General features: G+C 66.0%; 14 protein-coding genes. 6 read left to right on the top strand and 8 right to left on the bottom strand.

The window, feature by feature from the left end; translation table 11 throughout:
- Positions 1 to 162: 162 nt before the first annotated feature.
- The gene (locus C8C99_RS00510) at positions 163 to 702 is read right to left on the bottom strand and encodes a DUF1003 domain-containing protein (RefSeq protein WP_158274145.1); all 540 of its coding nucleotides are present in this window, start codon (positions 700 to 702) and stop codon (positions 163 to 165) included.
- A 559-nt stretch (positions 703 to 1261) separates the two neighbouring features.
- Between C8C99_RS00510 and C8C99_RS00505 the strand changes: the two genes are divergently transcribed.
- Positions 1262 to 1558, top strand: coding sequence for a hypothetical protein (locus C8C99_RS00505; RefSeq protein ID WP_233247133.1), 297 nt, complete (start codon positions 1262 to 1264; stop codon positions 1556 to 1558).
- A 367-nt stretch (positions 1559 to 1925) separates the two neighbouring features.
- On the opposite strand, the gene glmS is transcribed toward C8C99_RS00505, so the two are convergent.
- Entirely contained in the window at positions 1926 to 3857 is a 1932-nt protein-coding gene (gene glmS, locus C8C99_RS00500) for a glutamine--fructose-6-phosphate transaminase (isomerizing) (protein WP_056638834.1), read from the bottom strand.
- Between the two features lie 144 nt (positions 3858 to 4001).
- Between glmS and C8C99_RS00495 the strand changes: the two genes are divergently transcribed.
- The 3 genes from C8C99_RS00495 (at position 4002) to C8C99_RS00485 (ending at position 6624) form a co-directional block, all read left to right on the top strand.
- Positions 4002 to 4490 carry an Lrp/AsnC family transcriptional regulator gene (locus C8C99_RS00495; RefSeq protein ID WP_108624599.1) on the top strand — a complete coding sequence of 163 codons (489 nt, stop codon included), beginning with the start codon at positions 4002 to 4004 and terminating at the stop codon, positions 4488 to 4490.
- 265 nt (positions 4491 to 4755) lie between these two features.
- Positions 4756 to 5808 carry a diguanylate cyclase gene (locus tag C8C99_RS00490; RefSeq protein ID WP_108624598.1) on the top strand — a complete coding sequence of 351 codons (1053 nt, stop codon included), beginning with the start codon at positions 4756 to 4758 and terminating at the stop codon, positions 5806 to 5808.
- 177 nt (positions 5809 to 5985) lie between these two features.
- A complete protein-coding gene (locus C8C99_RS00485) occupies positions 5986 to 6624 on the top strand; it encodes a hypothetical protein (protein ID WP_146185994.1) in 639 nt (212 codons plus the stop codon).
- A gap of 80 nt (positions 6625 to 6704) precedes the next feature.
- Here the strand turns inward: C8C99_RS00485 and C8C99_RS00480 are convergent, their stop codons facing one another.
- From C8C99_RS00480 to C8C99_RS00470, 3 genes are all read right to left on the bottom strand, one after another.
- Positions 6705 to 7499, bottom strand: a complete 795-nt coding sequence (locus tag C8C99_RS00480; RefSeq protein ID WP_199226265.1) for an ATP-binding protein — start codon at positions 7497 to 7499, stop codon at positions 6705 to 6707.
- Positions 7500 to 7680: 181 nt separating this feature from the next.
- Entirely contained in the window at positions 7681 to 9099 is a 1419-nt protein-coding gene (gene glmU, locus C8C99_RS00475) for a bifunctional UDP-N-acetylglucosamine diphosphorylase/glucosamine-1-phosphate N-acetyltransferase GlmU (protein ID WP_108626985.1), read from the bottom strand.
- A 165-nt stretch (positions 9100 to 9264) separates the two neighbouring features.
- Complete coding sequence (locus C8C99_RS00470) at positions 9265 to 10020, bottom strand: Crp/Fnr family transcriptional regulator (protein WP_056638851.1); 756 nt, start codon at positions 10018 to 10020, stop codon at positions 9265 to 9267.
- A gap of 138 nt (positions 10021 to 10158) precedes the next feature.
- Between C8C99_RS00470 and C8C99_RS00465 the strand changes: the two genes are divergently transcribed.
- The gene (locus tag C8C99_RS00465) at positions 10159 to 10557 is read left to right on the top strand and encodes a BLUF domain-containing protein (protein WP_056638854.1); all 399 of its coding nucleotides are present in this window, start codon (positions 10159 to 10161) and stop codon (positions 10555 to 10557) included.
- 30 nt (positions 10558 to 10587) lie between these two features.
- Here C8C99_RS00465 and fabF read toward each other — a convergent pair whose 3' ends face one another.
- Entirely contained in the window at positions 10588 to 11862 is a 1275-nt protein-coding gene (fabF, locus tag C8C99_RS00460; protein WP_108624595.1) for a beta-ketoacyl-ACP synthase II, read from the bottom strand.
- Between the two features lie 190 nt (positions 11863 to 12052).
- On the opposite strand from fabF, the gene C8C99_RS00455 reads away from it, so the two are divergent.
- Entirely contained in the window at positions 12053 to 12676 is a 624-nt protein-coding gene (locus tag C8C99_RS00455; RefSeq protein WP_108624594.1) for a TetR/AcrR family transcriptional regulator, read from the top strand.
- Positions 12677 to 12816: 140 nt separating this feature from the next.
- On the opposite strand, the gene C8C99_RS00450 is transcribed toward C8C99_RS00455, so the two are convergent.
- Positions 12817 to 13194, bottom strand: a complete 378-nt coding sequence (locus tag C8C99_RS00450) for a DUF2917 domain-containing protein (RefSeq protein ID WP_108624593.1) — start codon at positions 13192 to 13194, stop codon at positions 12817 to 12819.
- Between the two features lie 105 nt (positions 13195 to 13299).
- Positions 13300 to 13839, bottom strand: a complete 540-nt coding sequence (locus tag C8C99_RS00445) for a DUF2917 domain-containing protein (protein WP_108624592.1) — start codon at positions 13837 to 13839, stop codon at positions 13300 to 13302.
- Positions 13840 to 13873: the final 34 nt, after the last annotated feature.

Here is a 13873-nt window from a genome sequence, read left to right as displayed (position 1 = left end):
CAAGGGACTGCAAGGAGTTTCGTCGTCACGGTGTCATCTTATTTTTGGAATGAAATCGTCCATGTAGGACGAACGATCAAACCGAGTCCGACAAGCTATCGGCGAGAACGCATGGAATCTGCTGAAACGCCTTGACGTCCAGCGGACAACTGTCGCGCAGTTCTAGCGCCTGCTCTCCCCTGCGACGACCACTCGATGACGATGTTCCGCACGAATGATCTGGTTGAGCACCCCCGAGGGGTCTGTCTCGTGAGCGAAAGCGCGTACTTCCTCCGTTTTTTCATCAGGGACGCCAACCTTCTCTGATATGTCCAGCGCAAGCCGCATGAGTGCGGTGATTTCTCTTTCCGAGAGAAGATTCATTTGCAGGTCCAAATGGTGCCTGCGCTCGCTCTCAGCTGCAGCCATGTTCTGACTGATGAGAATGAACACGGACAGAAAAATGGCTTCGAGCGACACCCAAAACAGAAGCAAGGTGTACGGAAAAGGGTCGAACCTGACGATGAATTCGTTGACTACGATCCAGCCAATGAAGAGGACGGCATTGAGGACCAGAAACCCGACGGTGCCGCATGCCTGCGTGACCTTTGCTATCGCCCGGTAAGGACGCTGAGTTTGCTTCCTTCGATCATCCTCCGCGCAAAGAATGTTCTCGATGTTCTGATGGGTAACTTGCGTGATGTGATCGTTGACGTTGCCCACAAATGCTCCTTGAGGATTGACCGGATCGGAGCGCCAGCACTGTGTAGTCGAGAGTATGTGGAGACTCCATGGATTCCGAGGTGTTGGTCGCACATCCTCGCCAAGCGCCGTTGAACCGGTTGTAGGTGCAAGCCGGTAATCCATGTCTGCATTCCGGGGCGCGGGTATCGCTCGTTCTTCACCTTGCAAAGCAGTCCTCCGGTCTCGGATCTACGGTGTCGAAGCCAACGCGCCGCTAGGGCGCTGCGGCCACGGGCGCAAGCCGCGGGCGTCGAAGAACTTCGCGACAGCGTTTGAATACCCATCGCAGGTGCTCCCAGGTAGACGCCGACCAGAGATATTTGCCCCATCCGGCCACTGGGCGTCCCGACACATCAGCGTCAAGGAGTACGAGACGGCGGACCTGGGCGTAGATTGCCCAATCGGTGAAAAGTCAGCTGTGCAGCGACGAGCACCGGGTGTGCGTTTAACAGAAGTGCCCCATGCGAATTCGTAGTTACGACGAAGACCGAACAGTTCGGTTGGCCATGAGAGCTACAGGGCCAACCAATTAATACATTTGAAAGCAGACAACTCCTTAAAAATCTCACGCTCCGTGACATTTTCTGAGGAGATGCCTGTGCCTTTTGAATACCTGCGGGAGATCGCCCAAGCTTCTCTGCCCATTACGGTGGAAGAAGAAGCGAGCATCGACAAACTGCGCGTATTGCGCGCAGCCGGTCTGGTGGCCGTGATGCTTCCACACCCTCTCTCGGGAATCCTCCACGCACGCGTGCTGGCGATCACGCCGAGGGGGCGCGATCTGCTGACCACCCAATGCGAAGCACCAGGCCCTCAGTCTCGAGCAGAGGCCTGAGTGCAGACTCCTGTCGGTATCTGTGTGCACAGGCCGGGATATGCCTTGTGCGTCTTGCAACCTTACCTGGCTACTGAGATACGCTGAGTGCTATCACCATCACGCTGACCCGACCGGGTGAAGCGAGGCCGCGCTGGCTTTCCTCAGAGACAACATTGAACGCGGCGTTGAACCGCGCGAAGCCGACGCCGGTGCGGCCGGGGACAGGCGAGGGGCGCCGCAAGCGTCCCTATGGCTAAGCCATGTCATGCAAATAGGCTGTCTCAGAGGTGAAACCCACGTTCCAGAGCTTGCGCAACTCACTGTATTCAGCCTCTCTACTCACGTTCACTTTTGGCTCCGCAGAATGCCAGCCACCCTGTGACCCTTACTCCACGGTCACAGATTTCGCGAGGTTACGGGGCTTGTCCACATCCGTCCCCCGCGCGCAGGCCGTGTGGTACGCCAGCAGCTGCAGCGGCACCACGTGCAGCAGCGGGCTCAGTGCGCCGTAGTGCTCGGGCATGCGAATCACGTGGATGCCTTCGCTGCTTTCGATGTGGGTGTCGCCATCGGCCAGCACGTACAGCACGCCTGCGCGGGCGCGGACTTCCTGCATGTTGCTCTTGAGCTTTTCCAATAGGGCGTCGTTAGGCGCCACGGTCACCACCGGCATGGCGCTGGTCACCAGGGCCAGGGGGCCGTGCTTGAGTTCGCCGGCCGGGTAGGCTTCGGCGTGGATGTAGCTGATTTCCTTGAGCTTGAGCGCGCCTTCCAGCGCGATGGGGTAGTGCAGGCCTCGGCCCAGGAAGAGGGCGTTTTCCATGCGCGCAAAGTCCTCGGCCCAGCTGATGAGCTGGGGTTCGAGCGCCAGCACGGCCTGCAGGGCCACGGGCAGGTGGCGCATGGCTTTGAGGTGGGCGGCCTCCTGCTCTTCACTCAGGCGGCCCTTGCTTTGCGCCAGCGCCAGCGTCAGCAAGAAGAGGCCTGCCAGCTGCGTGGTGAAGGCCTTGGTGCTGGCCACGCCAATCTCGACACCCGCACGTGTGATGTAGGCGAGCTTGCACTCGCGCACCATGGCGCTGGTGGCCACGTTGCAGATGGTCAGCGTGTGCTGCATGCCCAAAGACTGCGCGTGGCGCAATGCCGCCAGGGTGTCGGCGGTTTCGCCGCTTTGGCTGATGGTGACAACCAGTGTGCGCGGGTTGGGCACGCTGGTGCGGTAGCGGTATTCGCTGGCCACTTCGACCTGGGTGGGGATGCCGGCGATTTCTTCGAGCCAGTATTTGGCGGTGCAGCCGCTGTAGTAGCTGGTGCCGCAGGCCAGGATCAAGACGTTGTCGATTTCCTTGAACACGCGCCAGGCGGCTGCACCAGGCTCACCATGCTGGCCCGCACCATCAAACAGCTCAGGCACGATGCCGGCCAAGCCTTCCAGCGTGTCGGCAATCGCGCGGGGCTGCTCGAAGATTTCCTTTTGCATGTAGTGGCGATACGGCCCCAGCTCGGCGGCGCCGCTGTGGGCCTGCACGGTGCGCACGGGGCGCTGCCCGGTGGTCAGCGCGTTGCCGTCCTTGCCCACGATCCAGTAGCGGCCCAGCTGCAGGTCCACCAGATCGCCCTCTTCCAGATAGACGATCTGGTCGGTGACGCCCGCCAGGGCCATGGCGTCGCTGGCCAGAAAGTGCTCACGCGATGACGAGGCGCCGGTGGCGTCCTTGCCCACGCCCAGGATCAACGGGGACCCTGCACGTGCGCCCACCACGCGGTGGGGTTCGTCTTTGTGCATGACGGCGATGGCGTAGGCGCCATGCAGTTCGGCCACGGTGGCCCGCACGGCGTCGAACAGGTCGCCGCTGTAGTGGCTGTCCACCAAGTGGGCGATGACCTCGGTGTCGGTCTGGCTCGCAAACTCATAGCCGCGTGCTTGCAGGCGGGCGCGCAGCTCTTCGTGGTTCTCGATGATGCCGTTGTGCACCAGCGCCACCCGGCCTGCGGCCTGGGCATGGGCGTCCGCGCCCGTTCCATGGCTGAAATGCGGATGGGCGTTGTGCACGGCGGGCGCGCCGTGCGTAGCCCAGCGGGTGTGGGCAATGCCGGTGGCGCCGTCGATGTGCTCGGTGCTCACCTGTTCCAGCAGCTCGGCCACGCGGGCGGTGCTGCGGGCGCGCTGGAGGCCGGCAGGGCGCGTAGCGTCCAGGCTGGACGCATGCACGGCCACGCCGCACGAGTCATAGCCCCGGTATTCAAGCCGCTGCAGGCCCTGCACGAGGATGGGAACGATGTTGCGCGTGGAGACTGCGCCGACGATACCGCACATGGTGGTTGCCCTTGGAAGGAATGTGATCAGATGCGGCGATGGTAGGCAGCGCTTCAAAAAATTATTGATTGATATTTACAAAAATATGAACTTTAATTCCACCCATCTCCAATGGTGAAATTTTTGTTCAATTTTTGACTTTTAATGGAATCCATATCACTCGATGCCATAGACCTGCAACTGCTCAACCTGTTGCAGACCGATGCCGCGCAAAGCAACCAGACCCTGGCCGAACAGGTGCATGTGTCGCCGCCCACCTGCCTGCGCCGCGTCAAGCGCCTGCACGATGCAGGGCTGATCGAGCGACAGGTCGCCATCCTGCAGCCCGACCGGCTGGCGGCCCTGCAAGGCCACGGGCTGGCGTGCATCGTGGAGGTGTCGCTGGACCGCCAGGGGGCCGAGCAACTCGACGCCTTCGAAGCCCGCGCCGTGCAGGAGGCCGCCGTGCAGCAGTGCTGGCGCGTCTCGCCCGGGCCCGACTTTGTGCTGGTGGTGCACACGCGGGACATGCCGGGCTACCTGGCGCTGTCGCAGCGGCTGTTTACCGGCGACGCCAACGTGCGCAATGTGAAGGCGTTCTTTGCGACCCGGCGGGCAAAGTTCGAGACAAAAGTGCCAGTAGCGCTAGTGTGATATGCCCCGAGCGCTATTAATTTATTAGCAAACCACATCCAACCCACACTCGCGCCCTCTCACCACCGCGCCAAACAGACCGCCCCTCCAGGCCCGGCAGCACAGCCCCAACCCTCCATCCACGTCATCCATGCGACTGAGGGGAAAGGGCCACGGTCATTTCTTGCTGGTATCGCCTGGCGGTGCGTTGTAAGCTCCGCCGCACTTTCTACCTACCCGGCCGGTGGATGCCCGCGTGGCAGCACCGCCCTTCCCCTGCACACCCATGCCGACGCCCCGCCGCCAGATGCCCCGCCGCATCTACCCCTTGCGCATCCTGGGCATGGGGCTGGGCGGCATGGTGGTGGCGACGGTGCTGTGGGAGCGCCAGGCATCCCCCATGGCGTGGACGTCCCTGTTGCTGGCCACGCTGGTGTGGCCGCATGTGGCCTACCTGCTCACACGCCGCGCGGCTGACCCGTACGCTGCCGAGGTGCGCAACCTGCTCATCGACTCGGCGCTGGTCGCTGCGCTGGTACCGCTGATGCACTTCAACCTGCTGCCCAGCGTGATGCTGCTCACCCTGACCATGGTGGACAAGATCACCACCGGCATCCGTGGGCTGTGGGTGCGCGCCCTGTGGGTGATGCTGGCGGCCGGTATCGCCAGCACTGCGGTCATGGGACTGCACTGGGCGCCCGAGACCTCCATGCGCGTGATGGTGGCCTGCCTGCCGGTGATGTCGTTGCACACGCTGTCGGTCAGCGCCGTGAGCTACCAGCTCATCCGGCAGTCCGCGCGCCAGAACCAGATGCTGGACGAACTGCGCCGCGTGGACGCCCTGACCGGCCTGTTCGGGCGTGGCCACTGGCAAGAACAGGCAGAGGCCGCACTGCGCCGCCACCACACCACCGACGAGCCCGCCTGCATGCTGATGCTGGACATCGACCATTTCAAGGAGATCAACGACGCCTACGGCCACACCGTGGGTGACGAGGTCATCCGCGCGCTGGCGCATGTGGTGCGGGGCAACGTGCGCGCCGGCGACTGCGCAGGGCGCTACGGCGGGGACGAGTTCGCCATCGTGCTGCCCGGCATGCATGCGCGCGACGCCCTGGCCGTTGCCCAGCGCATTCGCGAGCAGACCGAAGGCGTGCGCCTGCGCAGCCTGCCCGAACTGCGCATCACCAGCAGCATCGGCGTGGCCCCGGCCGACCACCGCCACAGCAGCCTGCGCGCGTGGATCGACGCCGCCGACGCAGCGCTGTACGTCGCCAAGAACGGCGGGCGCAATCAGGTGGCGGGGCACATGGAGCACGAGCTTGCGCCAGCGGTGTAGCCGCCTATCCAGGCACAACGACCCGGACCGAAAGTGCTTGCAATGCCAGAAGGCTCAAGCAGGCAGAGGTCCCCGCACCGACCTGGCATGCGATGGCATTGGCAGGCATAGGAACGCTAAAGCCCGGGAAAGACGCTGACCATGGCTTGCCTGCGCAGACTCGTAGCCTTCACTGCCATGCTGAGCGCACTGAGCGCACTGAGCGCACTGAGCGCGTTGACCGGATGCGCTTCAGCCCCATCCCCCCAGGTGCCCGCTGCGCCGCCCTTGGACTTTGCGCAGCGGTACAAGCTGCAACTCCAAGTCAATCCGTACGTGGACACGATGCCTCGGGTCATGCTGGGACTGGAAGAGCCCCCCTGCGCCGACCTGATCGTGCTTATCTCCATTCGTGCTGGGGCGGATGGCTTTCCGCCAGGGCTGGAGGTCGAGTCGGCAACGCTCACCAAGCGGGGCCCCGCTGGCATGGGACAAAGGGAATTGCTGGGCGATAGCGTATCGATGTGGGACTTTCAGTTCCCTGCGTACTGGGCTTCGACCCGCTTCTCCGGGTACGTGGTGGAGGCGAAGCTGCGAGAAGCCTATTTCATGGAGACCCTGAACAGCGTCAAGGACTGGAGCAGCAACCGCGCCGTGACGGCCGCCGGATTCGCGCCGCCCCGCTGGTTCCCTGAACGCACCCTGCGGGGCGCTCTCACAGACTGCCCGCCCTGGGGATGGGATGCCGGAGACACGCTGCAGGTCACGCTACGGATCAGGGCAGGCGACCAACGCGCCACGCTGCGCGCCACAGGGTTGTACGGAGCCGCTTCGTAATCGAACGGTAGGGTGGGCCGGCAGGGGCCACACCCTGTGTGTGGCCTTCATGGCCGGTCGCCCGTCGGTGACAACAGGCGTTAGCCCGGCAACGGCTCCTGCGCGGAGCTTGGTGCGCCAATGGGCCAGGCCACCCGCACCGTGCAACCAGCGCCCGGCACCGCCGTTGCGCTGACCTCTGCGCCGTGGCGCTGCGCAATAGCGCGGCACAGTGCGAGCCCCGCGCCCACACCCTCGAACTCCGTCTCGCGGTGCAGGCGCTGAAACACGCCGAACAAGCTGCCCGCACGCGCCGGGTCAAAGCCCACGCCGTTGTCCTGCACCGTGAAGGCGACCTGGCCCGCCGGTGCTGCATCCGCCGACACCGTGATGCAAGCGTGCGCCACGGGGCGGGTGAACTTGAGGGCATTGCCCAGCAGCTGCACCAGCAGATCCTGCAGCAGCGCGGGGTCGGCTTGTAGCGTGGGCAGCTTGGCGCCCACGCGCCATTCCACAGCGCGCCCGGCCTCGGCCGGTGCCAGCGTGGCGCGCGCCTGGGCCACGGCATCGGCCAGCGGCACAGGCTGCAGGCGCAGCGGGACCCGGCTGGTGCGCACCAGGGCTTGCAGGCCGTCGATCATGAACCCCATGCGGCGCGCAGAATGGTCCATGGTGGCGAGGAAGCCCAGGGCCTCTTGCACCTCGGCGCCCTGCACCACTTCGGGCGGCAAGTCGCCCAGCACCTCGCGCACCAGGGTGCCGTACGAGGTCACATGCCGCAGCGGCGCGCGCAGGTCGTGCGAGACGGCGCGCAAGAATTCCTCCTGCGCAGCCGCCATATCGGCCACCTGCTGCTGGCTGCGGGCCAGTTCAGCGCGCAGCTGTTCGGGGGTCATGTCTGCACCAGCCACTTTCATCTCCCGCCGCAGGCCACAGAAGCATGCACGGCACAACGAGGCGCCAACGCGCTATGCACGAAGACGAAAACGCAGGCGAGGACAGCCAGCAAGGGCCGCCCCGCAGCAAAGGCTGTCGTCCCCCTGGAGGGGGAAGGCGCGAAGCGACTCAGGGGGTGCTTCATTTTTTCGGGCGGGACCAGTTGGCAATGCTCACCTGCTTGCCCCGGGCCACGCTCAGCGCACCGGGCGTCGTGCTCTTGGTGATGGTGCTGCCGCCGCCTACCGTGCCGCCTGCGCCAATGGTCACGGGCGCCACCAGCACGCAGTTGCTGCCGATGTGCACATCGGCCTCGATCACCGTGCGGTGCTTGTTGGCGCCGTCGTAGTTGGCGGTGATGCTGCCCGCGCCGTAGTTCACGCGCTCGCCCACGGTGGCGTCGCCCAGGTAAGCCAGGTGGTTGGCCTTGGCGCCGTCGGCCAGCGTGCTGTTCTTCACTTCCACAAAGTTGCCGATATGCACTTCGCGGCCCAGTTGCGCGCCGGGGCGCAGGCGGGCAAAGGGGCCAATCAGCGCGCCCTCGCCCACCGTGGCACCAGCCTTTTCGCCGTCGATGTGGGTGTAAGGGTGGATCACTGCGCCCGCTGCGATGCGCGCGTTGGCAATGCAGCAGTTGGCGCCAACGCTCACGCCCTCGCCCAGCTCCACGCGGCCGGTGAAGACGCAGTTCACGTCGATCTCCACGTCCTGGCCGCAGACCAGCTCGCCGCGCACGCCGGTGCGGGTGTCGTCGCGCAGGTCAAAGCGGGCGGGGTCGGCCAGGCGCACGCCCTGCTCCATCAAGGCGCGGGCCTGGCGCAGCTGGTGCGCGCGCTCCAGCTCGGCCAGTTGCAGCGGGCTGTTGACGCCCGCCACCTGCAGCGCGTCGGTGATGCGGTGGGCCACCACGGGCACACCGTCGGCCACGGCCATGGCGACCACGTCGGTCAGGTAGTACTCGCCCTGTGCATTGTGGTTGGTCAGCCGCGCCAGCCAGGGCGTGAGCCGCCGTGCGGGCACGGCCATGATGCCGCTGTAGACCTCGGTGATGGCGCGTTGGGCGTCGGTGGCGTCCTTGTGCTCGACGATGCCTTGCACCGCGCCATCGGCATTGCGCATGATGCGGCCGTAGCCCGTGGGGTCGGGCAGGGTCACCGTCAGCAGGGCCAGCTTGTCGCCTTCGCTAGCCGCCACCAGGGCGCGCAGGGTTTCGGCCTGCGTCAGCGGCACATCGCCCGACAGCACCACGGCCGTGCCGTCGTCACGCAGGTGGGGCACGGCTTGCTGCACGGCATGGCCGGTGCCCAGCTGCGGCTCCTGCCGCACGAATTTCAGGTCAAAAGTGCCGGTAGTGCCAGTCGCGCTTGCGGTAGCTGCTTCTACTTCTGTAGCGCCATGGCCGGTGATGACGACGGCGCTGCGGGCCTGCAGGCGCGCGGCCTGGTCCAGCACGTGGTGCAGCAGCGGGCGCCCGGCCAGGCGCTGCAGCACTTTGGGGATGCGGCTTTTCATGCGCGTGCCTTTGCCGGCCGCCATGATGAGGATGTCGATTGGGGTCATGAAAATGGAAGGGGGGTTGCGCAGCACACGCCCGGCGCGCGGGCATTGCGTGGATTATCGACTGCGGCCCACGGGACGCAATATGCTACGTAAACCATAGCTGCCGGCGCATGATTGACTGGCGCTTGCGGCCTGTTTGACCCCAAACCTGCCGCAATGACGGCGCTACAGCAACGGCATCAGCCGGGGCGGTGTGTCGTAGTACTCGGCAATGCGCGCCAGCGCGCGCGTGTTGAGCAGGCGCAGGCGCCCGTTTTTCAGCTCGTGCAGGCCCAGCTGGGCCAGGCGCCGCAGCGTCTTGTTCGTGTGCACCAGCGACAGCCCGAGGGCGTCGGCAATGTGCTGCTGGTTGAGCGGAAAGCCCACCGAACCCTCCTCCACCAGACCGATGCGGTCCAGGCGCCGGTAAAGGTGCATCAGCAGCATGGCCACGCGCTCGGTGGCGTTGCGGCGGCCGGCGGTGAGCAGGTTGTCGTCCACATGGCCCTCCTCGTGCGCCGACAGCCAGGTGATGTCGTAGCCCAGCCGCGGATGCTCGCGGAACACGGCCCACAGGCTGTCGTTCTGGAACACGCACAGCGAGCAGTCGGTCAGCGCCTCGATGCCGTGAGCCGATACCTCGCCAAACTCCTGCTGCAGCCCCACCAGGTCGCCGGGCAGCAAGAAGTTGAGAATCTGGCGACGCCCATCGCTCAGCGTCTTGTAGCGAAACGCCCAGCCCGAATACAGCGTGAACAGCTTGGCGTTGGTCTGGTTCTCGCGCACCAGCGCACCGCCGGCTTCCACCGCCAGGGTGTCGCTGCGAAAGCCTTCAATGAACGCCAAGACCTCGGGCGTCACGGCGGTGAAGGCGCCCGTCTTGCGCAATCGGCAATCGCGGCAGGCCGGAGGGCAAACTTTGGCGGGCAAGGTGACGTTCATGAGGGTGCGATTTTAGGTACGGAATCCACCGAAACACATCGCGTTGCAAATGCGCCGCAAACCAATTGGTTCTGCTGTCGCCTCTATGTCTTTTGACATTGCGCAGGCACCATGTGCCACCTACATTGGGCCTCACATATGAACCTATCCCCTGCCCTGTACGAGGTCCTCTACGTGAGCACCATCGCCCCCGAGCAACCGCTGAGCGTGGTGGCCGAGATTGCCGGGCGCGCGCGCCAGGTCAACGCGGAGCTGGACATCACGGGCTTGCTGATCTTTGACGGGCAGCGCTTTTGCCAGCAACTGGAAGGTCCGCAAAAGGCGGTGCTCAAACTCATCGAGCGCATCCGCAACGACCCCCGCCACATCAACATCGAAGTGCTGCACCACGGCCCGCTGGCGGGTCGGCGGTTTCAGCACTTCAGCCTGGCCTTCAGCACCGTGGAAGATGTGGATGCACTGGCCCGCATGGAGTCGCTGGACGGGGATGCGGCCATCGCTGCGTTCGAGGTTGTACGGGGCGAGCTGGTGCTCTGACCCGCCGCCTCGCGCGCTGCGCTCCGCCGATCATGCAGCTTCGGTCCAGCGCCGCAGGATCAGCGTGGCATTGACGCCGCCAAAGCCAAAGCCGTTGAGCATGGCGTGCGTGAGCGCCATGGGCCGGGGCTGCAGCGCCACCAGGTCCAGCCCCTCGGCCAAGGCATCGGGTGTGTGCAGGTTCAGCGTGCCCGGCACCACCTGATCGCGCAGCGCCAACGTGGTGAAGATGGCCGCCACCGCACCGGCCGCGCCCAGCAGGTGCCCGGTGGCCGACTTGGTGGAGCTGATGGCTACCGGCGCCCCCGCGCCGAACACCCGGCGGATGGCGGCCAGCTCGCCCCGATCGCCCACTCCGGTGGAGGTGGCATGGGCATTCAGGTGCTGCACGTCCTGCGCCGTCAGGCCCGCCTGCGCCAGCGCGGCCCACATGCTGCGCGCGGCGCCGTCACCGTCTTCGGGGCCGGAGGTGATGTGGTACGCGTCGGCCGATGTGCCGTATCCCACCAGCTCGGCCAGCGGCTGCGCGCCGCGCGCCAGGGCGTGGTCCAGCGCCTCGATCACCAGCATGCCTGCGCCCTCGCCCATCACAAAGCCGTCGCGCTGCGCATCGAACGGGCGCGATGCCTGCTCGGGTGTGTCGTTGAACGCCGTACCCAGCGCCTTGGCCGCCGCAAAACCGCCCAGGCTCACACGGTCGATGGCGGCCTCGCTGCCGCCACACACGGCCACATCGGCCTCACCGCTGCGGATCAGGCGCGCAGCGTCGCCAATCGCCTGCACGCTGGCGGCGCACGCGGTGACCGGAGCGCCCAGCGGTCCCTTGAGCCCGTGGCGGATCGACACCTGCCCCGCCGCCAGGTTCACCAGGAACGACGGCACCGTGAACGGCGACAGGCGCTGCGGCCCGCGCGTGTCGGTGGTGCGCACCGCCTCCGCAATCGCACCGAAGCCACCGATGCCCGAGGCGATGACCGTGGCCGTGCGCTCACGCGCCCGCTCGTCAACGGGCGGCCAGCCCGCCTGCACCAGCGCCTGCTGCGCGGCCCCCAGAGCGAAGGGGATGAAGCGGTCCATCTTGCGCTGGTCCTTGGACGAGACAACGGCGTCCACGTCCCAACCGCCTTCAGGGTCTTGCACCACATCCGGCACCTGCCCTGCGACCTTGGCGGCAATGCCGTCCGTGACCGCGTCCGGCAGGCGCGACAGGCCTGAGCGCCCGGCCAGCAGGCGCTGCCAGACCAGCTCCACACCGCAGCCCAGCGGCGACACCAGGCCCATGCCGGTGACCACAACCCGGCGCATTACGCGACCCCCTCACCACACAAGGCACGCTTCAGCGCGCAACGGGTCACATTGGTTATCTTCATGATTCAGCTCCACAGGATGGTTCAGCAGATGCGCCACCCTGAAGGGGTAGCGCCTTTATGATTGCGATCGTCATCATAAAGGCATGACTTCATTTTGCGTACGACCACCATCATTACGAGACAGCATGAAGGTTTCCAAAGCACAGGCCGCTGAAAACCGGCAAGGCATTCTGGACGCGGCCTCCCGCCTGTACCGCGAGCGGGGGCTGACCGGCGTGGGCGTGGCCGACATCACGCGCGACGCCGGTCTCACGCATGGCGGGCTGTACCGGCATTTCGCCTCCAAGGACGCGCTGGTGCAAGAGGCGTGCGCGCGGGCGTTCGACTGGTCGATCGCCCCGCTGGACGGCGCCACCCCGAACACCACCATCAGCGAGCGCATTCAGAGCTACCTCTCGCCCCAGCACCGCGACTCGCCGGGCACAGGCTGCCCGGCGGCTGCGCTGGCGGTGGACGCCGCGCGGGCCGGCAGCGCGCTGTCGGAAGTGTTTGCCCAGGGCATCGAGCGCAACATCGGGCGGTTTGCGCAGTTGCTGGCAGACAACGGCGCCGAGGCAGGTGGCACGGCCGAGCAACCCACAGACCGCGCACGCGCCATGCAAATCCTGGCCACCATGGTCGGCGGGCTGGTGCTGGCCCGGGCCACCGCGGCGGCGCAGCCGGCGTTGTCAAATGAACTGCTGACGACGCTGCAGTCCCAGTTGATCGGGCTGTTGGGCGAAGCGCCGCGCGAGGAACCCGGGGGTTGAGCCGCGCGTGCCGCCAGCGCACGTCCATGCCAAACGCTATTAAAAAAAGAGCCACTGGCGCTTATTGATTAAGCACCAGCAGCTCTTTGGAGTTCCCATTCATGCCCCGACCGAGGCGGGCGAGCCTCGGTCGGATCAGGTCAGGCGCAGCAGGCGTCGTCCCAGGCGGGAGCCCCGTTGCCCACGGACGCGCGGCGCCACCACGCGGCAGGGCGGGCATCGGCGGCATCGCCACTCACCCAGCGGTATTGCAGGCGGCGCCCGTTCAAGGGTTCAATCACCACCGGCTGGCCTGCAGCCACGGGCACCGACTGGCCCGCGCACAGAATCAGGTCGCTACCGTCGCCCAGGCCCTTGCCCAGCGTGACCCAGGCCTGGCCTTCGGCAATGCGCAGGGTCATCGCGGCCTTGGGGGCCAGGGTGGCCGCTGCGCCTGCGGCCACGGTGCCAGCGTCACCGGCCACAGTGCCCATGGCGCGGCGCGAGGCAGACAGATGAAGAGCGTGAGAGGTTGTCATGGCTTTCTCCGGGTTAACCCTAATAAGACCGTATGGTGCGCGGCTTGCAGAACAACGTCCAATGAAAAGCACGGCACCTATTGATGCTTTTCCTGCATGTAGTCCTCAAGCCGGCCTGCGCTGCCACTGTGGCGCTATCCGGTTGAGAGCAAAACGGGCCAGGCCCACGGCAAACCGGCCGCCTGCGCCCGCCACGTCCACCAGCGCCGCCCCCAGGGCATGTCCGCCCTGCCCCAGGGCATGCACCAGGTCGCGCAGCGGCTGCACCACGCCGCATTCCCAGTCACGGGCGACGGGGCTGGCGGGCTGCACCGAGGCGGGGGCTGCTGCGGCATCCCAGCGGAAGCTCACGGCCTCAGCGCAGCCGGCGGCCTTCCAGGCTTCCATCACCACGTGCTGGCCCGGCGCAATGGTCAACTGCTCGCCGGGCTGCAGCACGTGGTCCACGGCAGCACCCGGCATGTCTGCCAGAGCCCCCCGCAGGGTGACCCACGCCTGCCCCTGTGCCACCTGCAGTACCCCATGGGTCTGCGGGTGCAGCGACAGGGCCTGGCCCGAGGCCAGTTTCCAGCAACCGGCCGCACGGCGGCCAGCCTGGGCGGCGTGGACGGATTGTTGCGATTCCAGAACGTTGCGGGGGGACATGACGGGCTCCTTGGATGCGGTAAAGCGGCGTTGC

Source organism: Acidovorax sp. 107 (assembly GCF_003058055.1).
Taxonomy (GTDB): Bacteria; Pseudomonadota; Gammaproteobacteria; order Burkholderiales; family Burkholderiaceae_C; genus Acidovorax.
This window is presented reverse-complemented; position numbering and strand designations above follow the sequence as displayed.